The organism is Amycolatopsis sp. NPDC003731, from assembly GCF_053586895.1.
This window is the reverse complement of the sequence record NZ_JBSFNC010000041.1, coordinates 1-21,216: the sequence shown is the minus strand read 5'-3', so window position 1 is coordinate 21,216 and position 21,216 is coordinate 1. Positions and strand designations below refer to the sequence as shown.

20 protein-coding genes are annotated in these 21,216 nt (G+C 70.1%); 7 read left to right on the top strand and 13 right to left on the bottom strand.

Going from position 1 to position 21,216, the window contains the following annotated elements; all coding sequences use genetic code 11:
• Positions 1–123 precede the first annotated feature (123 nt).
• From clpB to ACWDN5_RS19040, 3 genes are all read right to left on the bottom strand, one after another.
• Positions 124–2,721, bottom strand: coding sequence for an ATP-dependent chaperone ClpB (gene clpB / locus ACWDN5_RS19050; RefSeq protein WP_310969574.1), 2,598 nt, complete (start codon positions 2,719–2,721; stop codon positions 124–126).
• A gap of 98 nt (positions 2,722–2,819) precedes the next feature.
• Positions 2,820–4,007: an MDR family MFS transporter gene (locus tag ACWDN5_RS19045; RefSeq protein ID WP_449677234.1), complete on the bottom strand. Its 1,188-nt coding sequence runs from the start codon at positions 4,005–4,007 to the stop codon at positions 2,820–2,822.
• A gap of 99 nt (positions 4,008–4,106) precedes the next feature.
• A complete protein-coding gene (locus ACWDN5_RS19040) occupies positions 4,107–4,592 on the bottom strand; it encodes a MarR family winged helix-turn-helix transcriptional regulator (RefSeq protein WP_449677233.1) in 486 nt (161 codons plus the stop codon).
• 244 nt (positions 4,593–4,836) lie between these two features.
• Here ACWDN5_RS19040 and ACWDN5_RS19035 point away from each other — a divergent pair, with 244 nt between their 5' ends.
• The 4 genes from ACWDN5_RS19035 (at position 4,837) to ACWDN5_RS19020 (ending at position 8,945) form a co-directional block, all read left to right on the top strand.
• Positions 4,837–6,012 (top strand): globin domain-containing protein, encoded by a 1,176-nt coding sequence (locus tag ACWDN5_RS19035; RefSeq protein WP_310969577.1) that lies wholly within the window; start codon positions 4,837–4,839, stop codon positions 6,010–6,012.
• Positions 6,013–6,358: 346 nt separating this feature from the next.
• Positions 6,359–7,462 carry a globin domain-containing protein gene (locus ACWDN5_RS19030; protein WP_449677261.1) on the top strand — a complete coding sequence of 368 codons (1,104 nt, stop codon included), beginning with the start codon at positions 6,359–6,361 and terminating at the stop codon, positions 7,460–7,462.
• A gap of 206 nt (positions 7,463–7,668) precedes the next feature.
• On the top strand, positions 7,669–8,424 hold the full coding sequence (locus ACWDN5_RS19025) for a lytic polysaccharide monooxygenase (protein WP_449677232.1): 756 nt from the start codon (positions 7,669–7,671) through the stop codon (positions 8,422–8,424).
• Positions 8,421–8,945: a DUF305 domain-containing protein gene (locus ACWDN5_RS19020; RefSeq protein WP_310969579.1), complete on the top strand. Its 525-nt coding sequence runs from the start codon at positions 8,421–8,423 to the stop codon at positions 8,943–8,945. The genes ACWDN5_RS19025 and ACWDN5_RS19020 overlap by 4 nt, the downstream gene beginning before the upstream one ends.
• Before the next feature lie 96 nt (positions 8,946–9,041).
• Here the strand turns inward: ACWDN5_RS19020 and ACWDN5_RS19015 are convergent, their stop codons facing one another.
• The 8 genes from ACWDN5_RS19015 to ACWDN5_RS18980 form a co-directional block, all read right to left on the bottom strand.
• On the bottom strand, positions 9,042–9,164 hold the full coding sequence (locus ACWDN5_RS19015) for a hypothetical protein (RefSeq protein WP_449677231.1): 123 nt from the start codon (positions 9,162–9,164) through the stop codon (positions 9,042–9,044).
• Between the two features lie 51 nt (positions 9,165–9,215).
• On the bottom strand, positions 9,216–9,641 hold the full coding sequence (locus ACWDN5_RS19010; RefSeq protein ID WP_310969698.1) for a heat shock protein transcriptional repressor HspR: 426 nt from the start codon (positions 9,639–9,641) through the stop codon (positions 9,216–9,218).
• Positions 9,642–9,646: 5 nt separating this feature from the next.
• Positions 9,647–10,816, bottom strand: a complete 1,170-nt coding sequence (dnaJ, locus tag ACWDN5_RS19005) for a molecular chaperone DnaJ (protein ID WP_310969580.1) — start codon at positions 10,814–10,816, stop codon at positions 9,647–9,649.
• A 30-nt stretch (positions 10,817–10,846) separates the two neighbouring features.
• Positions 10,847–11,545 carry a nucleotide exchange factor GrpE gene (gene grpE, locus ACWDN5_RS19000; RefSeq protein WP_310969581.1) on the bottom strand — a complete coding sequence of 233 codons (699 nt, stop codon included), beginning with the start codon at positions 11,543–11,545 and terminating at the stop codon, positions 10,847–10,849.
• Positions 11,542–13,413: a molecular chaperone DnaK gene (gene dnaK / locus ACWDN5_RS18995; RefSeq protein WP_449677230.1), complete on the bottom strand. Its 1,872-nt coding sequence runs from the start codon at positions 13,411–13,413 to the stop codon at positions 11,542–11,544. The genes grpE and dnaK overlap by 4 nt, the downstream gene beginning before the upstream one ends.
• Before the next feature lie 229 nt (positions 13,414–13,642).
• On the bottom strand, positions 13,643–15,085 hold the full coding sequence (locus ACWDN5_RS18990; protein WP_449677229.1) for an alpha/beta hydrolase: 1,443 nt from the start codon (positions 15,083–15,085) through the stop codon (positions 13,643–13,645).
• Positions 15,086–15,151: 66 nt separating this feature from the next.
• Positions 15,152–15,385, bottom strand: a complete 234-nt coding sequence (locus ACWDN5_RS18985; RefSeq protein WP_449677228.1) for a hypothetical protein — start codon at positions 15,383–15,385, stop codon at positions 15,152–15,154.
• Positions 15,386–15,412: 27 nt separating this feature from the next.
• Positions 15,413–16,183: a DUF4097 family beta strand repeat-containing protein gene (locus ACWDN5_RS18980; RefSeq protein ID WP_449677227.1), complete on the bottom strand. Its 771-nt coding sequence runs from the start codon at positions 16,181–16,183 to the stop codon at positions 15,413–15,415.
• A gap of 174 nt (positions 16,184–16,357) precedes the next feature.
• Between ACWDN5_RS18980 and ACWDN5_RS18975 the strand changes: the two genes are divergently transcribed.
• The gene (locus ACWDN5_RS18975; protein WP_449677226.1) at positions 16,358–16,891 is read left to right on the top strand and encodes a YbhB/YbcL family Raf kinase inhibitor-like protein; all 534 of its coding nucleotides are present in this window, start codon (positions 16,358–16,360) and stop codon (positions 16,889–16,891) included.
• A 27-nt stretch (positions 16,892–16,918) separates the two neighbouring features.
• Here ACWDN5_RS18975 and ACWDN5_RS18970 read toward each other — a convergent pair whose 3' ends face one another.
• Entirely contained in the window at positions 16,919–17,356 is a 438-nt protein-coding gene (locus ACWDN5_RS18970) for a GNAT family N-acetyltransferase (RefSeq protein WP_310969587.1), read from the bottom strand.
• A gap of 21 nt (positions 17,357–17,377) precedes the next feature.
• Positions 17,378–17,938, bottom strand: a complete 561-nt coding sequence (locus ACWDN5_RS18965) for a TetR/AcrR family transcriptional regulator (RefSeq protein ID WP_167384557.1) — start codon at positions 17,936–17,938, stop codon at positions 17,378–17,380.
• A gap of 156 nt (positions 17,939–18,094) precedes the next feature.
• Here ACWDN5_RS18965 and ACWDN5_RS18960 point away from each other — a divergent pair, with 156 nt between their 5' ends.
• Together ACWDN5_RS18960 and ACWDN5_RS18955 are read left to right on the top strand one after the other, a co-directional pair.
• Positions 18,095–20,308: a (Fe-S)-binding protein gene (locus tag ACWDN5_RS18960; protein WP_449677225.1), complete on the top strand. Its 2,214-nt coding sequence runs from the start codon at positions 18,095–18,097 to the stop codon at positions 20,306–20,308.
• A gap of 318 nt (positions 20,309–20,626) precedes the next feature.
• Entirely contained in the window at positions 20,627–21,055 is a 429-nt protein-coding gene (locus ACWDN5_RS18955) for a DUF742 domain-containing protein (protein ID WP_310969589.1), read from the top strand.
• Positions 21,056–21,216: the final 161 nt, after the last annotated feature.

The following is a 21,216-nucleotide window of genomic DNA, read 5'->3' as shown; positions in this document are numbered from 1 at the left end:
CGCCGGTACCCGTGTCGCCGGGCCCATTCGGAGCATTTTGCTCGGTCGCGGGTCGACAAATCGGCACGAACCACTGTGGACAGCCGTGAAGGCCACCTCGGGTGAGGTGGCCTTCACGACCGGTCAGACCCGGGTGACGGTCAGCGAGTCGCCGGTCTCCAGGTCCGGGCCGTCGACGCGCACGGTGTCGCCGTCCCGGATCTCGCCGGAGAGCAGTTCCTTCGCCAGCTTGTCACCGATCGCCGACTGGACCAGCCGCCGCAGCGGGCGGGCGCCGTAGATCGGGTCGAAGCCGTTGAGGGCGAGCCACTCGCGGGCGCCGTCGGTGACCTCCAGGTTCAGCCGCCGCTGGGCCAGCCGCTTGGCGAGCCGGGCGACCTGGATGTCCACAATGGACGTCAGCTGCTCGGTGCCGAGCGAGTGGAACACGACGATGTCGTCGAGCCGGTTGAGGAACTCCGGCTTGAACTGCCGCTGCACCACGTCGAGCACCGCGTCCCGCCGCTGCCGCTCGTCGAGCGACGGGTCGGCGATGGCCTGCGAGCCGAGGTTCGACGTCAGGATCAGGATGGTGTTGCGGAAGTCCACCGTCCGGCCCTGGCCGTCGGTCAGCCGTCCGTCGTCGAGGACCTGCAGCAGCACGTCGAAGACGTCGGGGTGGGCCTTCTCCACCTCGTCGAGCAGCACGACCGAATACGGGCGCCGCCGGACGGCCTCGGTCAGCTGGCCGCCCTGGTCGTAGCCGACGTACCCCGGCGGGGCGCCGACCAGGCGCGCCACCGAGTGCTTCTCGGCGTACTCGCTCATGTCGATGCGCTGCATCGCGCGCTCGTCGTCGAACAGGAACTCGGCCAGGGCCTTGGCCAGCTCGGTCTTGCCGACGCCGGTCGGGCCGAGGAAGAGGAACGAGCCGGTCGGCCGGTCGGGGTCGGCGACGCCGGCCCGGGCGCGGCGCACCGCGTCCGCGACGACCTGCACGGCCTCGGCCTGCCCGATGACGCGCCGGGTCAGCTCCTCCTCCATCCGGAGCAGCTTGCCCGTCTCGCCTTCCAGGAGCCGGCCCGCCGGGATGCCGGTCCACGCGCTGACCACGTCCGCGACGTCGTCCGCGCCGACCTCCTCCTTGAGCATCACGTTCTGCTGGCTGGCCTCGCTCGCCGCGGTGGCCGCTTCGAACTCCTTCTCCAGCGCGGGGATCCGGCCGTAGCGCAGCTCGGCGGCCTTGCCGAGGTCGCCGTCGCGCTCGGCGCGCTCGGACTCGCCGCGCAGCTGCTCGAGCTGCTCCTTGAGCTCGCGGACGCGCTCGATCGAGCCCTTCTCGTTCTGCCAGCGGGCCGTCAGCGCGGTCAGCGTCTCGCGCTTCTCCGCCAGCTCCGCACGCAGGGCGTTGAGCCGCTCCTTCGAGGCCGCGTCGCTCTCCTTCGCGAGCGCCATCTCTTCGATCTCGAGCCGGCGGACCGCCCGCTCGACCTCGTCGATCTCCACCGGCCGCGAGTCGATCTCCATGCGGAGCTTCGACGCGGCCTCGTCGACCAGGTCGATCGCCTTGTCCGGCAGGAAGCGCGCGGTGATGTAGCGGTCGGACAGCGTCGCGGCGGCGACCAGCGCGGCGTCCGTGATCCGGACACCGTGGTGCACCTCGTAGCGCTCCTTCAGCCCGCGCAGGATCGCGATGGTGTCCTCCGGCGACGGCTCGCCGACGAGCACCTGCTGGAAGCGCCGCTCCAGAGCGGCGTCCTTCTCGATGTGCTGGCGGTACTCGTCGAGCGTGGTCGCGCCGACCATCCGCAGCTCGCCGCGGGCGAGCATCGGCTTGATCATGTTGCCCGCGTCCATCGCGCCGCCCTCGCCGGTCGCGCCGGCGCCGACGATCGTGTGCAGCTCGTCGATGAAGGTGATGACCTCGCCCGCGGAGTCGGTGATCTCCTTGAGCACGGCCTTCAGCCGCTCCTCGAACTCGCCGCGGTACTTCGCGCCGGCCACCATCGACCCGAGGTCGAGGGCGACGACGCGCTTGCCGCGCAGCGACTCAGGCACGTCCCCGGCGACGATGCGCTGGGCCAGCCCTTCGACGATGGCCGTCTTGCCGACGCCCGGCTCGCCGATCAGGACCGGGTTGTTCTTCGTGCGCCGCGACAGCACCTGCACGACGCGGCGGATCTCGGTGTCACGCCCGATGACCGGGTCGAGCTCGCCGGCGCGGGCGCGCTCGGTGAGGTCGACGCCGTACTTCTCGAGCGCCTTGAACGTGCTCTCGGGGTCCGCGCTGGTGATCCGGGCCGAGCCGCGGACCTTGGCGAACGCCTCCTGCAGCGCGTCCGGCGTCGCCCCGTGGCGCTTGAGCAGGTCCGCGACCTGGCCGCCTTCGGTCGCGAGCCCGACGAGCAGGTGCTCGGTCGAGACGTACTCGTCACCCAGCTCGGTGGCGAGCTTCTGGGCGCGCGTCAGCGACTTCACGGCGTAGGTGTCGAACTGCGGGCTCGACACGGTCGCGCCGGTCGCGGACGGCAGCGCCGCGATGAGCGGTTCGAGCTCCTTGTGCACCACCTCCGGGTCGGCCCCGACCGCGGTCAGCAGCGGTGCGGTCAGCCCCTCACCCTGCGCCAGCAGGGCGCCCAGCAGATGGGCGGCCGACACGTGCGGGTTGCCGGCCATGGTGGCCGCCTGCGCCGCGGACGAGATCGCCTGCTGGGTCTTCGTGGTCGGGTTGAAAGCGTCCATCCCTCACCTCATGCTCGGTACTGCGAGAAAGTCCTGGTGACAGGCCTGACCGTGACCCGTCACTATCTCTAACGCAGGAAAACTTGAGTCTGTTCCGCTCAACTTCGGCCGGGTGCCACAGCGCTCGCCGGGAGCCGCGAGCCGAGGGTGCCGAGCCCGGCCACGGCGAGACCGGCGCACGCCCCGACCAGCACCCAGGGTAACCAGTCGGCGACCGAGAACAAGGCCACCACGGCGGGCGCGATCACCTGCGCCACGGTGAACGCGTACTGGTACGCAGCGAGATAACGTCCGCGGGCGACCGGAGGTGCCGCGGCCTCGGCGAGCGCCCCCGACCGCGGCCCGAACACCAGGTCGCCGGCGGCGAACACGAGCGTCGACCCCAGCAGGTACACCACCTGCCAGCCCTGCGGCACGAGCAGCACACCCAGGCTGACCAAGCACCACGCGGAGAACAGCGCCGAGCCCACGCGCATCGCCGCGATCCGCGTCAGCCGGGCGGTGAGCCGCAGCGCGATCGTGCCACCGACGCTGGTCAGCACGGTCAGCAGGGCGAGGATCGTGCCCGGCAGCCAGGCCGGCCCGTGCAGCCGGTCGAGCACGAACACCGGGGTGCCGATCAGGAAGAAGTCCAGCGAGAGCCCGAAGAGCCCGCTGAACAGGATGAGGGCGAGGTACGGCCGGTCGCGCAGCACCCGGACCGACCGCTCGCGCACCGGCCGGCGCGGCCGCGCGAGCCGGACGAAGAAGACGAGGATCAGCGCGGCCACGAAGAACGTCAGCGCGTCCGCGGCGAGCGCGATGCGGTAGCCGGCGTTCCCGAGCCACGTCAGCAACGCCCCCGCGACCAGCCCGCCCAGGCCGAAGGACGCGGCCCGCACCATCCCCACCTCGGCGAACGGCCGGTCCTTGGGCCCGTCGCCGGCGACGTCGGCGATGAGCACGTACAGGGAGCTGTAGAAGAACTGCTGCCCGGCGGACGACAGGACGGCCGCGACCACCACCGGGCCCGCGCTGCCGGCGACGACGTAGGCCCCGACGCCCGCGGCTTGCAGCAGCTGGGCGCAGATCACGACGGCCCGCGGCCCGACGCGGTCGACGAGCCGGCCGGCGAGCGGCGGCACGACGAGCCCGCCGATGGCGCCGAGGGTGACGGCGGTGCCGGCGACGGCCAGCGGCACGCCGACCACCTGCGTCACGTAGACCAGCGCCAACGGGAGGAACAGACCTGAGCCGAAGTTGTCGATTCCCAGCGCGCACAGCAGTGCGACCCGGTCACGCGTCACCCACCGACGTTAACCCTGATGAATGCCGTCAAGTCAGGACCGAACGGACACTTTCCCCAAGGCCAAGGGACACTTGCGGTGTGCCTCTCGGCCGCGGTGTCACTTGTTCGTGTCAGCCAGGCAGGCGTCGCTGCCGAGCGCGCGTCGGAGATCGGTGTTCATCTCCGCCAGCCGCGCGGTGAGGTCGGTGACGCGCTCGTCGTCCCAGCCGCCGAGCGCCTTCTCCATGAACTCGATGTAGTTGGCGCGCCAGCGGGCGAGCTCGGCCCGGCCCTTCTCGGACACGCTGACCAGCGACGCCCGGCCGTCTTCGGGAGCGGGGCGGCGGTCGACCAGCCCGGCCGCGGAGAGCTGGGCGATCTGCCTGCTGACGACCGAAAGGTCGACGAACCGGCGTTTCGCGAGTTCGGACGGCCGCGTCTCGCCGTTCTTCGCCAGGTCGGACAGCAGCATCGCGGCCGCCGGGTGCAGCCCGGGCTCGCTCTGCCAGACTTGCATGATCCAGGCGTGCTGCAGCTGGGAAGCGGTCTTCAGCTCCCGCATGAGCTCGACCCGGACGTCGTCGTCGGTGTTGTCGAAGCCCATTCGGCACCTCCTTGGTTGCGCCATACAAGTATATTGCCGGACACTTGCGCGGACAACCATCTGGCCGGTGAGGTCCCCCACGCGGTAATACACCCGGTCGGAGCAACAATGCGGGCAAAAGGGCGCCCGGCGGCTACCCTGCGGACGGGCGGTGCGCGCACCGCAGGCGAGTGACGTTGAGTGACGAGGTGGCAGCAGTGGCGAAGGACCCAGGAGGCGGTCCCCGACCCGTGAACAACCCCTCATGACAGCCGATTCCGTCAGCCCGCTCCCCAGGTCGTCGGCCCCGCGGGAAGCCCCCGCGGCGGTGACCGCGATGGTCCGGCTCATCCGGGACAGCTGGGCCAGGTCCGAGCCGTACATCGCGGACATCTCGCAGTTCTTCTACGGGATGCTGTTCACCCTCGCCCCGACCACGCGCGACTTCTTCCCGATCAACATGGAGATCCAGCGCGGCAGGCTGGTGCGCGCGCTGGTGCACATCGTGCAGATGGTCGACCGGCCCGACGACCTCGCGCCGTTCCTGCGCCAGCTGGGCCGCGACCACCGCAAGTTCGGCGTGGTGCCGCGGCACTACGAAGCGGTCGGGACGGCGCTGCTGGCGTCGCTCAAGAACCACCTCGGCCCGGCGTGGACACCGGAGGTCGAACGGGCCTGGGCCGAGGCGTTCACCATCGCCGCGCGGGCCATGCAGGACGCGGCCGCGTCGGACACGAACCCGCCGTCCTGGTCGGCCACCGTGGTCGAGCACCGGCGGCTGACCTGGGACCTCGCGCTGGTGCGGCTGGTGCCCGACCAGCCGGTGCCGTACCACCCCGGCCAGTACGTCAGCGTGGAAGTGCCGCAGCGGCCACGGCTGTGGCGGTACCTCTCGCCGGCCAACGCGCCACGCGAGGACGGCGGCATCGAGTTCCACGTCCGCGCGATCGACGGCGGCTGGGTGTCCCGCGCGATCGTCAGCCACACGCAGCCCGGGGACGTCTGGCGGCTCGGCCCGCCGCTGGGCCGGATGACGGTCGACCGCGAGGCCTCGCGGGCCGTGCTGATGGTCGCCGGGGGAACGGGGGTGGCGCCGCTGCGGGCGATCCTCGACCACCTCGCGCTGTGGGGCGAGAACCCGAAGACGCACCTGTTCTACGGCGGCGGCGCCCGCGAGGACCTCTACGACCTCGAAGAGCTGCGCGCGCTCGCCGCGACGAACCCCTGGCTGACCGTCACACCGGTCGTCGAGCGCGGCGGCGACGTCCCCGGGTTCGAGCAGGGGACGCTGGCCGAAGCCGTCACGCGGTACGGCTCCTGGCCCGGCCACCGCATCCTGGTGTCCGGCTCGCCGGCGATGATCCGGGCGACGGTGTCGCGGATGCTGGTGGCGGGCAGCGCCCTGGACCAGATCCAGTACGACCCGTTCACGATCGACTAGCCACGGCAATCCGCCGTCCGGTGAATGGTTTCGTTATGCTTCGGAAATCGGCAACCAGTAACGGATGAATCCGACGTCGTGATCATTTTTACGCTGCGACAGGCGGGGTTGACCGGGCGTACCTGAATTGCTCCGTTCGAGCGGGAACGCGCGGAATCACGCGCATCTGCACGGGAATTCGCCTACAGTCGGGAACCCTCGGGGGCGGCACCGCCACAGCGACGCCGCATGCACGGCGCGAAAACCTTGGCACGACTGGAGATTACCGTTCCCGATGAGTGCTGAATCCGTGAAGATCTCCACCATGCCCGAGACGCTGCCCGTTTCGGCCGTGGAAGGTCGAGAGATGGCCCGGTTGATTCGTGAAAGTTTTGCGGAGGTCGAACCGAAAGCAGATGAACTGGCGCAGTACTTCTACGGTGCGTTGTTCGTGGTCGCCCCCGATTGCCGGGAGCTGTTCCCGGTGACCATGACGACGCAGCGGAGCAGGCTGCTGCGGGCGCTGGTGTATGTGGTGCAGATGGTCGACCGGCCCGACGAGCTGGTCACCTTCCTGGGGCAACTGGGCCGCGACCACCGGAAATTCGCCGTCGTCTCCCGCCACTACGACGCGGTCGGCGTCGCGCTGATCGCCGCGTTGAAACGATTTCTCAAGGAGAAGTGGACCACCGAAGTCGAATCGGCGTGGACGTCGGCCTACGGGCTCATCGCCAAGACGATGCGCGAAGCCGCCCAGGCGGAAACCGGGCCGGCGGCGTGGTCGGCGACCGTGCTCGAACACCGGAAACTCAGCCGCGACGTCGCACTGGTGAAGGTGCGCACCGAAGGTTTGTTGCCGTACCGCGCCGGCGGGTACGTGAGCGTGGAAGTGCCCCAACGGCCACGGTTCTGGCGGTACCTTTCGCCGGCCAACGCGCCGCGTGGAGACGGCCAGCTCACCTTCCACGTGCGCGCGGTGCCCGGCGGCTGGGTCAGCGGCAGCATCGTCAACCACACCAAACCGGGCGACGTCTGGCGCCTCGGGCCGTCGATGGGCGTGCTGAACGTGCGCCCGACGTCGACGAAACGGCGGCTGCTGATGATCGGCGGCGGCACCGGGATCACGCCGTTGCTGGCGATCCTCGACGACCTGTCCCGCTGGAAGCGGAACCCGCCGGTGCACCTGTTCTTCGGCGGCCGACGGCCGGAGGACCTGTACGCACTGGAGGAGCTGCGCCGGCTGGCCGCGACGTCGAAGTGGCTGACGGTCACCCCGGTCACCGAGGAGGGCGCCCTGGCCGGCGGCGACCGCGGCACGCTCGCCCACGCCGTGACGCAGCGTGGCACGTGGCGCAACCACGAGGTGCTCGTGTCCGGTTCGCCGCCGATGATCCAGGCGACCGTGGCGAAGCTGCTGGCCAGGGGGATCGAGCTGGAGCGAATATCGTACGACCCCTTCACCCTGGACTGAGCGCCGAAGGGACCCTCTCCGGCGAACGCCTGCAGCAGCCGGTCCCGACCTTCGCACTGAGCCGAGTGGAGCAGCGAACTCGTCGAACGGCGGTAGTTCGTTGACCGTTGTGCCCGAATCGACTTATGGTCTAGACCACATCTTCCCCGGATGTGCTCGTTCGTCCTCCCCTCCGGAACAACGCTGTTCCCCTTCGAGGAGCCGAAATGACCTGGAAACGAAAGCTCTTCGCGGCCGCTGCCGGAGCCCTGCTCGCGCCGGTGCTGGTCGTCGTCCTCCCCGCCACTTCCGCGAGCGCCCACGGTTACGTGTCCGACCCGCCCAGCCGGCAGGCCAACTGCGCGGCCGGGAAGGTCCCCAACTGCGGCAGCATCGTCTACGAGCCGCAGAGCGTCGAAGGACCGAAGGGGCTGCGCAGCTGCAACGGCGGGTTGTCGCAGTTCGCCGAGCTGACCGACGAGTCGAAGCCGTGGCCGGCCAAGTCGGTCGGCAGCACGGTGACGTTCAACTGGGTGTTCACCGCCCGGCACTCGACGTCGAACTACGAGTACTACGTCGGTGGCACCCGCGTCGCGGTGTTCAACGGCAACAACCAGCAGCCGCCGCCCACGCTGTCGCACACGGTGAACCTGGCCGGGTATTCGGGCCGGATCAAGGTGCTGGCGATCTGGAACATCTCGGACACGAGCAACGCGTTCTACAGCTGTGTCGACCTCCAGGTCGGCGGAGGCGGCACCCCACCGCCGACGACGACCACCACGCCGCCCCCGACCACCACAACCCCGCCGCCCACCACGACGACCACCAAGCCGCCGACGGGCGGAACCTGGTCGGCGGGAACGGCGTACAAGGCGGGCGACGTCGTGACGTACGGCGGCGCGACCTACCGCTGCCTCCAGCCGCACACGGCGATCGCGGGCTGGGAGCCGCCGAACACCCCGGCGCTCTGGCAGCGCCAGTGAGAGTGGTCTTGGCCGTCGTCGCGCTGCTCCTGACCAGCTGCGCGACGGCGGCCCCGCCCCAGCACAACGCGGCCGACGTGATGTTCCTGCAGATGTTGATTCCCCAGAACCAGCAGGGGATCGAGATCGTCCGCCTGGCGGCGGCCCGCCCGGTCCCGGCCGCGTTGAAGGAGCTGGCGGCAGCGATCGAGGTGACCCAGCAGACCGAGGTCGACGACATGCGCCGCTGGCTCCGCGAGTGGAACGAGCCGGAGACGGTGGCCCCGGAGGCCCACGCCGGCCACGGCGGAATGAAGATGACGTCACCGGACCTGGTGGGAGCCCTCCGAACGGCGGCCGACGCCGAGTTCACCCGCCGGTTCCTGGACGTCCTGACGGGACAGCAGCAGGCAGCGGTCGAGCTGGCCCAGACGGAGAACGGCCCGAACGGCGGAGTGAACGCCCAGGCCCGCGATTTGGCCCGCCGAGTGATCGAGTCCCGGACGGCCGAGGTGAAGCAGCTCCTGAACGTGAAGGCATAGTCCCCGCGGCGCGGCCGCGAGCAGCCGGGAGGGACTGCTCGCGGCCCATCCCGGGACTTCGCAGCGACGCTCCCGGCCCACCGGCGGCGGAGCCCATCAGCCGCCGGACCGCGCGGCGGCGAAACCACCGCCGTCGGCGGCGCCCATCAGCCGCCGCTGGAAATCGACCCCTGCGGCCGCGGCTGGCCAGCGGGTGCCCTGGGCCGAAAGCGTCGCCAAGCGCGCGAAAGGCCTCCCCGGTTGCCCGGGGAGGCCTTCGTCGCGTTGGGGTCAGCGGCGCTTGGGGCGCCAGACCACCATTGCCGTCTGCTGGTTGAGGGGGACCAGGTCTCGGCGGTACGACGCGTGCGCCGCCGCTGTTGCCTGTTCTGCCGCGACGTAGGCCGCGGCCAGTTCCTCCGTCAGCTCGGTGATGCGTGCTCGGAGCGCGTCCACCTGGTTCTCCAGCTCGATGATGCGCTTGATGCCGGCCAGGTTCACGCCGTCCTCCTGCGAGAGGCGCTGGACCTCGCGCAGCAGTGCGATGTCCCGCATCGAGTAGCGCCGGCCGCCGCCGGGGGTGCGGCCGGGTGACACCAGGCCCTGCCGGTCGTACGTGCGCAACGTCTGCGCGTGCATCCCGGCGAGCTGGGCCGCCACCGAGATGACGAACACCGGGGTCTCTTCGTCCCCTTCCTGGGGAATCCCGCCGAACACCACTCTCACCTACCTTGCAGCAGCTCGGTGATCTCGGGCCGGGGGTCGTGCCCGGCCATCGCCTCGGCGTACGCCTGCAGTGCTTCGCGCGCCTTGTCGTCCAGTTTGGCGGGAATCGCCGCCTGGAGGGTGACGAGCAGGTCACCTTGCGAACCGTCGCGCTTGGCGATGCCCTTGCCGCGCACGCGCAGCACCCGTCCGCTCGCCGTGCCCGGCGGCACCTTGAGCGAGACCTTGCCTTCCAGCGTCGGCACCGTGATCGTGGTGCCGAGCGTCAGTTCCGTGAAGTCCACCGGCACGGTGATCGTCAGGTCGAGCCCCTTGCGCCCGAACAGCGCGTGCGGAGCCACGTGCACCCGGACGTACAGATCGCCCGCCTGCGCACCGCCCCGGCCCGGCTCGCCCTGGCCGGCCAGCCGGATGCGCTGGTCGTCGTCGACGCCCGGCGGGATCCGGACGGTCAGCGTGCGCGTCCTCGTGCTGATGCCTTCGCCGCCGCACTCCGGGCACGGGTCGTCGATGATCGTCCCGCGGCCGCGGCAGTCGCGGCACGGCTCCGAGAACGCGAACGCGCCCTGGCTGCGGCTGACCAGCCCGGACCCGGAACAGGTCGGGCAGGTCCGCGGCGACGTCCCCGGCCGGGCACCGTTGCCGCTGCACGTTGCGCAGGTCGCCGGGCTCGACAGCCGCAGCGGCAGGGTCGCACCCTTGACCGCCTCGACGAAGTCGATCCGGACGTCCGTCTCGACGTCCGCGCCGCGCTGCGGCCGGTTGGCCGTCGCGCCCGCCGACGACCGACCGCGGCCGAAGATCCCGCCCAGGATGTCGCCGAGCCCGCCGAAACCGCCCTGCTGACCGGCGCCGGCCTGGCCGAAGATGTCGCCCATGTCGAAGCTGCCGCCACCGCCGCCGCCGGGGAAGTTGAAGCCACCCCCGCCGCCGAACAGGCGCCGCGCCTCGTCGTACTCCTTGCGCTTGCTCGCGTCGGAGAGCACGCCGTAGGCCTCGGAGACCGCCTTGAACTTCTGCTCCGCCTGCGCGTTGCCGGCGTTCGCGTCCGGGTGGTTCTCCTTGGCCAGCTTCCGGTAGGCCTTCTTGATCTCGTCCGCGGTGGCGTCGGAGGAGACGCCCAGTTCACGGTAGAAGTCCTTACCGATCCATTCCCGTGCACTCATCGGGCGTCTCCTCCTCCCACTTGGTTCCTCTTACTGCTGCTGCTCATCGGCTCCGCCGTCGAGTGGCAGCTCGCCACCGACGGACGGGGCCGCACCGGGCTCGTGGTCGGTCACCCCGACCAGCGCGGCCCGCAGTACGCGGTCGCCGAAGCGGTACCCGCGGCGCATGACCACGGTGACCGTCGGGCCCGCCACGTCGGGCGAGGTGTTGTGCTGCACGGCCTCGTGCACGCTCGGGTCGAAGGGCTCGCCCTCGGCGCCGAACGACTCCAGGCCCGCGCGCTGCAGACCGCTGATCAGCTTGTCGCCGACCGCCTTGAACGCGCCGGTGAGGTCACCGTGCTGCTCGGCCCGCTCGAGGTCGTCGAGCAGCGGCAGCAGGTCGTTCACCACCGTCGCCTTCGCGCCGATGACGACCGCCTCGCGGTCACGCTCGACGCGCTTGCGGTAGTTGGCGTACTCGGCCTGCAGGCGCTGGAGGTCGGCGGTGCGCTCGGCCAGCTCCTTCTCCACGTCGGAGACGACCGACACCGAATCGTCCACAATGGACTCACCCAGCGAGGGGCCCGCGTGCTCCACGGGCGCCTCGTCGGGGTCCGGCGCCGCGTGGGCCGGACCGGGCGGGCGGACCTGCCCGGTCTGGGGGTCCACCCGGCGACGGTCCCGCACGACCACCGGCTCCTCGGGGCCTCGGCCCTGGTTCTCGGATTCGTCGTAGCTGTGGGTCACTTCTTCGGGTCCTCTTCGACGATCTCGGCGTCCACCACGTCATCGGCCTTGGCCTGGCCGCCGGCCGCACCGGCGTCCCCGGCCGCCCCCGCACCCGCGGCGCCTTCGGCACCCGGCTGAGCGGCGTTCGCGTTGGCGTACAGAGCGGTGCCCAGCTCCTGCGAAGCGGCGTTCAGCTTCTCGATCGCCTCGCGGATCTTGGTCGAGTCCGTGCCCTTGAGCGACTCGTTGGCCTCGTCGATCGCGGACTTGACCTTGCCCTTGAGGTCCTCGGGCAGCTTGTCGTCGTTGTCCTTGACGAACTTCTCGGTCTGGTAGACCAGCGTCTCCGCCTGGTTGCGGGTTTCCGCTTCCTCGCGGCGCTTCTTGTCTTCCTCGGCGTGGGCCTCGGCGTCCTTGACCATGCGCTCGATGTCGTCCTTCGGCAGCGCGGAGCCACCGGTGATCGTCATCGACTGTTCCTTGTTCGTGCCCAGGTCCTTCGCGGTCACGTGCACGATGCCGTTGGCGTCGATGTCGAAGGTGACCTCGATCTGCGGCACGCCACGCGGGGCCGGCGGGAGACCGGTCAGTTCGAACATGCCGAGCTTCTTGTTGTGCGCGGCGATCTCGCGCTCACCCTGGAACACCTGGATCTGCACCGACGGCTGGTTGTCGTCCGCGGTGGAGAAGATCTCCGAGCGCTTGGTCGGGATCGTGGTGTTGCGCTCGATGAGCTTGGTGAAGACGCCACCCTTGGTCTCGATGCCCAGCGACAGCGGGGTCACGTCGAGCAGCAGGACGTCCTTGACCTCGCCCTTCAGCACACCGGCCTGCAGCGCCGCGCCGACCGCGACGACCTCGTCCGGGTTCACGCCCTTGTTCGGCTCGCGGCCGCCGGTCAGCTCCTTGACCAGCTCGGCGACGGCCGGCATGCGGGTGGAACCACCGACGAGCACGACGTGGTCGATGTCGCCGACGGAGATGCCCGCGTCCCGGATGACGTTGTTGAACGGCGCCTTGGTGCGGTCGAGCAGGTCCGAGGTGATCTTCTGGAACTCGGCGCGCGACAGCGTCTCGTCGAGGAACAGCGGGTTCTTGTCCGCGTCCACGGTGATGTACGGCAGGTTGATGCTGGCCGAGTTCGAGCTGGACAGCTCGATCTTCGCCTTCTCCGCCGCCTCGCGGATGCGCTGCAGCGCCATCTTGTCCTTGGTCAGGTCGATGCCGTTCGTGGCCTTGAACTTGTCGACCAGCCACTTGACGATGCGCTCGTCCCAGTCGTCACCACCGAGGTGGTTGTCACCGGAGGTGGCGCGGACCTCGACGACGCCCTCGCCGATCTCCAGCAGCGAGACGTCGAAGGTGCCACCACCGAGGTCGAAGACCAGGATGGTCTGCTCCTTCTCGCCCTTGTCCAGGCCGTACGCCAGCGCGGCGGCGGTCGGCTCGTTGACGATGCGGAGCACGTTCAGGCCGGCGATCTGGCCGGCTTCCTTGGTGGCCTGCCGCTGGGCGTCCTCGAAGTACGCCGGGACGGTGATGACCGCGTCGGTGATCGTCTCGCCCAGGTACGCCTCGGCGTCGCGCTTCAGCTTCATCAGCACGCGCGCGCTGATTTCCTGGGAGGTGTAGTTCTTCCCGTCGATCTCGGTCTTCCAGTCGGTGCCGATGTGCCGCTTCACGGACCGGATCGTCCGGTCGACGTTCGTGACGGCCTGGTTCTTCGCCGGCTGGCCGGTCAGCACTTCGCCGTTCTTGGCGAAGGCGACGATCGAAGGGGTGGTCCGGGAGCCTTCCGAGTTGGCGATGACCGTCGGCTCGCCGCCCTCAAGGACGGCGACGACCGAGTTGGTCGTGCCGAGGTCGATGCCGACCGCTCGCGCCATGGTGCTTCCTCCTGTGTACGGCTGCTATGTTCGTGACCTGCAGGTTCGTTCTCGCCTTGAGCGAGGCCCTGGCAAGTTTTATCGGGCCTTCGCGCACCCCGTCAAGCCGGACTTGAGTCGACTGCGCTCAACCTCTGTACCCAGCCTAACGAGGCGGCTCGGGTTCTTGTTCCCGGGTCCGGCGACCGAGTGTGCCCGGATCGGCTGTGACGCCGCTCACGTGAGCAGCTCACCGGCACACCGCCCCACGACCAGGGACGACCCCGTCGACCAGGTACGCCACCTCGGCCGCCCGCGCACACGCGGAGTTGAACAGCCCCGTGTGGCCGTCGTCGGTGCGCGTCAGCAGGGCCGCTCCCTCGATGCTCGCCGCCAGGCCGCGGGCCCAGGCCAGCGGCGTCGCCGGATCATGGGCGCCGCCCACGACCAGGATCGGCGGGGCGCCGCGTACCGGATGCGGCTGTGGTGGGTTCTTCGCCGGGACTGGCCAGCCGGTGCACCCGCCGGCGAAGTCCCAGTACTCCGAGTACCGCCAGCTGTGCGGGGCCGCCGCGCGGACCAGGCGGGCCGTCCACGCCATCTCCGACGGACCGGTGAACGGCGACGGGAAGTCGTGGCAGCCGATCACCCGGTAGGCCGCGTAGCTCTCGGACCCGAACTGGTTCCGCTGGGTCAGCCCGCGCGCGTCCGGGAACTCACTACCCGCGGCGGCCAGGTCCTTGCCCAGCGCGGGCCAATCGTCGCGCAGGTAGAGGTGGCCGTACACGCCCGCCGAGACCTCGTCGGCCGTCGCGGGACGCCCCAGGTCGCTCGACCAGATCCCGCCGCGCGCCGCCCTGGCCACGACGTCGTCGTAGAAGCGGAGGACGTCCTGGCCGCGCAAGGCGCAGCCGGCCGAAGCGCGGCACCAGTCCGCGAACCGGACCAGTGCGTCCTCGGTGGCCGCGGCCTCCTCGAGGATCGCCTGGGTCATCGGCCGCGCGTGGTCGATCGCGCCGTCGAGCACCATCGCCCGCACCCGGCCGGGGTGCTTCGACGCGTAGATCGTGCCCAGCTCGGTGCCGTAGGAGAGGCCCAGCCACGAGATCTCGGACTCGCCGAGCGCCGCCCGGATCGTCTCGATGTCCTCGGCCGCGCTTCGGCTGTCCACGTGCGCCAGCAGCGGCCCGGTGCGGGCCAGGCAGTCGGCGCCCGCCTTACGGTTGTGCGCGACCAGCGCGTCGAACCCCGCCCGCGTCGACGGGAACCGGTCCAGCGCCGGGTCGAACAGCGTCGCCGCGTCGCAGGTGATGCGGGGCGTGCTGGACCAGTCGCCGCGCGGGTCGAACCCCACGACGTCGAAGCGCTGCCGCAGCTGCGCGAGCTCCGGTGAGGCCAGCCCGCCGAACTGCGCGAACCCGACGCCGGAGCCGCCTGGCCCGCCCGGGTTCACCAGCAGCGAGCCGATCCGGTGGGACGGATCGCGCGCGGGCAGCCGGGCCAGCGCGAGCCGCGCCGGCCCCAGCTCCGGCCGCGCGCGGTCGATCGGCACCTCGATCGTCGCGCACTCCGCCGACGGCTCCTGCTGCGTGGCGCACGCCCGCCACGTCAAGACCGACGCCGAAGCGACGGCCGGTACCCCCGCCATGACCACGACCGCCGCGATGATCGCGGCGACCCGGCGCACGTCCATGATCTGTTTCCTCCCCTGCACGCCGGCCTTCGGCGTGCTTCCTTCCTAACAGCGACCCCCGACAGTTCAGGAGCGGCGGGCCGTCCAGGAGGAGAGGAAGAAATCGGGATTTCCTTGCCGCACAACGACTTCTGCTGGGGTACCGACCCAGGAAGTCACTCGATAGTGGGAATCCGCGGTGACCGGCACCCCCTGCGCCGGCGTTTCCGGCTGCGCGTCCCGCGTGAAGCCCGCGAACCCGAACATCGCGAGCGCCCCCAGCAGCGCGGCCACCAGCACGCGCCGTTCGATCCTGCCCATCGGAAATGCCCCCGTAGTAGGAAAAGGTCAGGCCGCGCGGACCGTGACGCTGCCGCTTTCGGTCGTCAGGTCCAGCAGGTGCCGAGCGGAACCGTCGACCTGGACGCCGATGTCGCGGTGCCCGCTGTCGCTGTCCCCCTGGACGCGGTACGGCCCGCCCGGCACCTTCAGGTCGATGCTGCCGCTCTCGGCGTGCACCTTGACGTCGTTCGCCTGCGCCAGCGTGAATTCGACGCTGCCGCTGGACGACGTCGCGTCGACCGGACCGCGCACGTCGTCGCCGGTGATGCTGCCGGACTCGCTCTGCAACCGGACGGCACCGACGTCCCGCAGGTCGATCGAACCGCTGTCCATCCGCAGCTGCACCGCGCCGGGGACGTCCTCGACGCGGGCGTGCCCGGAATCGACCTGAACGTCCACAGTCGACATCCCGGCGACGTCCAGCCCGCCGGAGTCGATGTTCCCCGTGACGGGCACCCCCTCGGGCACGACGACCTCGAAGTCGACCGTGCAGTTGGTCCCGCACGAACCGAGCACCAGCTGGTCGCCGTCGACGCGGTAGAAGGGCCCGGCCGGCTTGCTGCGCCAGTGGTAGCCCACCTCTTCGTGCACCGTGGCCGCCCCCGAACCGGTGCGGACCTTCACCGACCCGGAGTCGGCCTCCAGCTTCACGCTGCGGATGGTCTGCGAAAGGGTGTCGGTGTTTTCGAAGTCCGAACCCCAGCCCCACCCGAGCGCGGTCGCCAGGCCGACGCCGATCAGGACGATGCCTCCCAGAGCCAGAAGCGGGCGCGCCATGGTCGTTGGTCCCCTCAGTGTTGTTTCCCCTGCGTGAGAAACGTTATGACGGGGTGCGCGGGCGGTACATGGGGGTAACCCCCCGAAAGACCCTGAGATCCCGCCCTGAGGCGCAGGGGTGGTGTCCGGGGCCTAACCTGGCGCAAGTCTCCAGTTCCGTGATCAGGAGGATCCATGCCGCAAGCACCCGGCCCGTACGAATCCCTGCCCGACGTGCCGTCCTTCACCCTCCGCAGCAACGACGTCGCCGACGGCGAAACCCTGGCCACGCCGCACCTGTCCGGCATCTTCGGGGCCGGTGGCGAGGACCGGTCGCCGCACCTGGCGTGGGACGGCTTCCCGGCGGAGACCAAGAGCTTCGCGATCACCTGCTACGACCCGGACGCCCCGACCGGCAGCGGGTTCTGGCACTGGGCGGTGTTCAACGTCCCGGTTTCGGTGACGGAGCTGGCGTCCGGCGCGGGAGACGGCTCCGGCCTCCCCGAAGGCGCGGTGACGCTGAAGGGCGACGGCGGCGTCAAGCGGTTCCTCGGCGCCGCGCCCCCGCCCGGGCACGGCCCGCACCGCTACTACTTCGCCGTGCACGCCCTCGACCTGGACAAGCTGGACGTGCCGGAGGACGCGACGCCGGCGTTCCTCGGCTTCAACATGTTCGGGCACACCCTGGCCCGCGCGGTGATCACGCCGGTCTACGAGAACAAGGGCTGAGCTCCCCGGAGCGGGCCCGGCGCGGCGTCAGCCCACGAAGTTCGCCGCGTTGGGCCCCTCCCGCTCCAGGTAGTGCCCCTTGGTGTGCTCGGCGAAGCCGAACTGCCGGTACAGCCCGTGCGCGTCGGCGGTGTGGAGCATCCAGCGGAACTGCGCCCCGGGGCCGTGGTCGATCATCTCCCGCACGATCTCCTTGCCGAGGCCGCTGCCGCGGGCGGAGCCGACGACGAAGACGTCGGCGAGGTACGCGGACGAGACGCCGTCGGAGAACGCGCGGGCGAACCCGACCATCGAGCCGCCGCGGTAGGCGCCGACGACCCGCCACGAGCCGTCGATCGCGGCTTCGACCTGCTCACGCGTGCGCCAGCGGCCCCAGTAGGCCTCGGTGGAGAGGAACTTCCACACCACGTCGAGGTCCAGCCGCGCGCGGTCGTCGTCGAGTTCGTAGTCGCCATAGGTCCGCATGATCCGAAACTAAGGCAGCCGTCAACGCGGTTTCAGCAGGTAGTCCACCACCGGCCGCAGTTCCTCGGCCGACGGCGGCTCGTCGTCGATCAGGCCCTGGATGAGCAGCCCGTCGATGCCTGCCAGGAACACCCGGAACGCCACTTCGTCGTCGTGCCGGACCATCGACGTCAGGACGTCCAGCCAGCGGCGCGCGGCCGGACGCAACTCAGGCTTGCGGGCGGCCAGCAGGTACAGCTCGTACTCCGCCATCGTGCGCCCGCGCCGTGGCCCGAGCGCCTCGGCCAGCAGGGCCGCGACCTCCTCGGCGCCCCGCGACCCGCGGGAGCGCGCCCGGTCGATCATCCAGTAGACCTCGGTCGCCATGTCGCGGGCGCACGAGATGAGCGTCGCGACCAGCAGGTCGTCCAGCGACGAGAAGTGGTAGGTCGTGGACGTCGTGGGGACGCCGGCCTCGGCCGCGACCGTCCGGTGCGTGACGCCCGCGACGCCGTCGCGCTCGATGATCCGCAACGTGGCCTCGATGAGTTCGGTGCGCCGCTTCTCGCCCCGCGCCTTCCGGCCGTCGACTTGGAGCTTCACCATAGGGTGAAAACTACCTGAACGATCGTCCCAAAACAAAGAGCGACGTACACCACATCGGTGGGACTTAGGGCGCCTCAACGGGTTACTCATCAGTAAGGACGGTTAGTCTCCCGGCACCACCACAGTTTTTCCCGGACGAAAGGCACCCGAACGATGGGCGCTCTGCAACTGACGCTCGGCGGGATCTCCGTCGTGCTCGGCCTCGTCGCCTGGGGCATGTTCGCCGCGACCATCGCCCGTTTCGTACGGGTGATCCGCCTCGGCCAGCCCGACTCGACGCGCAACGGGCCGTTCATGCCGCGCATGAAGACGCTGATCAAGGAGTTCGCCGCGCACACGCGGATGAACCGGAAGCGCAGCGTCGGCCCCGCCCACTGGCTGGTGATGTGGGGCTTCCTGCTCGGCTCGCTCGCCCTGTTCGAAGCCTACGGCGAGGTCTTCGTCCCGACCTGGGGCTGGCCGGTCCTCGACGACTTCCCGCCGTTCCAGCTGCTCATGGAGCTGCTCGGGCTCGGCACGATCGTCGGCATCCTGGTGCTGATGGCGATCCGCCAGCGCAACCACCCGCGCCGCGCCGACCGCCAGTCGCGCTTCGCCGGCTCCAACTTCAAGTGGGCGTACTTCATCGAGGCCGTCGTCCTGATCGAGGGCATCGGCATCATCGGCGTCCGCGCCGCGAAGTCCGCGCTGAACACGCACGAGGGGCCGCTGTGGGCGTCCTTCGTCTCGAACCCGATCGGCCAGCTGCTGCCGGCCAGCCCGAACCTGGTCACGATCTTCGCGTTCGTCAAGCTGATGAGCGCCACGGTCTGGCTGATCGTCGTCGCGCGCACGATGACCATGGGCATCGCCTGGCACCGCTTCAGCGCGTTCTTCAACATCTACTTCAAGCGCGAGGCCGACGGCGGTGTCGCCCTCGGCGCGCTCAAGCCGATGATGAGCGGCGGCAAGGTCCTCGACCTCGAGGAAGCCGACCCCGACGAGGACACCTTCGGCGTCGGCAAGATCGAGGACTTCAGCTGGAAGGGCTGGCTGGACTTCTCGACGTGCACCGAGTGCGGCCGCTGCCAGGAGCAGTGCCCCGCGTGGAACACCGGCAAGCCGCTGTCGCCGAAGCTGGTCATCACGCAGCTGCGTGACCACGCCTACGCGAAGGCGCCGTACCTGCTGGCCGGCGGCAAGCGGGACATGGCGGGCGACGAGATCGGCCTGTCCGGCGACAACATGTACGCGGGCATCGACGTCCTCGCGATCGCGGAGTCGCAGAAGGCGCTGATCGGCGACGACGGCGGCGTCATCGACCCCGACGTCCTGTGGTCCTGCACCAGCTGCGGCGCCTGCGTCGAGCAGTGCCCGGTCGACATCGAGCACGTCGACCACATCGTCGACATGCGCCGCTACCAGGTGATGATCGAGTCGTCGTTCCCCAGCGAGCTGAACGGCATGTTCAAGAACCTGGAGAACAAGGGCAACCCGTGGGGCCAGAACGCCAAGGACCGGCTGGCCTGGACCGAGGACCTCGACTTCGAGGTCCCGGTGTTCGACGGCGACCTCGGCGACGCCGAGTACCTGTTCTGGGTCGGCTGCGCCGGCGCGTTCGAGGACCGCGCGAAGAAGACGACGCGGGCGGTCGCGGAGCTGCTGCACATGGCGGGCGTCAAGTACACCGTGCTCGGCTCGGAGGAGTCCTGCACCGGTGACCCGGCCCGCCGCGCCGGCAACGAGTTCCTGTTCCAGATGCTGGCCCAGCAGAACGTCGAGGTGCTGAACTCGGTGTTCGAGGGCCGCGAGCGCAAGGCCCGCAAGGTCGTCGTGACCTGCGCGCACTGCTTCAACACGCTCGCCAACGAGTACCCGGAGCTGGGCGGCCAGTTCGACGTCGTGCACCACACCCAGCTGCTGAACCGCCTGGTCCGCGAGAAGCAGCTGGTGCCGGTGGCGCCGGTCGCCGAGGACGTCACCTACCACGACCCGTGCTACCTCGGCCGCCACAACAAGGTGTACGAGGCCCCGCGCGAGCTGGTCGGCGCCACCGGCGCGCAGCTGCGGGAGATGCCGCGGCACGGCGACAAGTCGATGTGCTGCGGCGCCGGCGGCGCGCGGATGTGGATGGAAGAGAAGATCGGCAAGCGGATCAACGTCGAGCGCGTCGACGAGGCGCTCGGCACCGCGCCGTCGAAGATCGCCACCGGCTGCCCGTTCTGCAAGGTGATGCTGAACGACGGCCTGACCGCGCGGCAGAGCGATGGCTCGGCGAGCGAGAAGGTCGAGATCGTCGACGTCGCGCAGATGCTGCTGGAGTCGGTCAAGCGCAAGCCGGAACCGAAGCCGATCCCGCTCGGAGCGCCGTCACTCGCGGAGGAGTGACACATTTCCCGAGAACGCACGGCCCCGGTCTGCACGCCTGACCGGGGCCGTTTTCGTGATCGGAAAGATTGATGCCCTGGTAGCCAATCCGCTACCCGTTGTCACAAGTTTGTCCTGTCCTTCAGGCCCGCTAGCTGGGATTTCGTCGCGGTAATCGTTTTCTTGAAAAATGTTCATGATAATCACCGCAATGGCCCATCGGGTTAAGGAGAAACAACGGCCTGAACCCTGGACAAGCGGCGTATCCTGGCCTTTCCTCGCCGCCGCCGTTGCCAGCGAGGGCACCATTGACGATCACGGGATCAGGGGGCGGCACGGATGGCCCAGGACCGGCGGACCACGACGACCGGCCGACACGCACTCCACCCCCCACCCGCCGAGCGGCCCGCGGCGGACTACGTCCCCATCCAGCGCACCCTCGTCCGCCCGTACGTCCTCACGCGCGGCCGGACGCAGTCGCGGCGGCACCTCGCGATCGAAGCGATGGTCTCGACGCGCGCCGGGGCGCACTGGGACGGCGCCCGGCTGACCGGGGAGTTCCGCTCGGTGCACTCGCTGTGCCTGCACCCGCGTTCGGTCGCCGAGGTCGCGGCCACGCTGAGCGTGCCCCTCGGCGTCGTGCGCGTCCTGCTGGACGACATGGCCGAGCAGGGCCTGGTCACCATTCACGACAGCCGGACCGGCGCCGACGGCCGGCCCGCGATGGCGCTCATGGAACGCGTTCTGAACGGCCTGCAGCGCCTCTGAGCACTACGCTCACCAGAGTGAGCGAGGAACCCGGGAACTCCGGCGGCGAAAGCACCCTGACCGTCCTGCTCGCCGGTGGGGTGAACCTGGCGATCGCCATCATGAAGCTGATCGCGGGCATCATCACCCGCCCGCCGCTGCCGCGCGAAGTGATCGCGCGG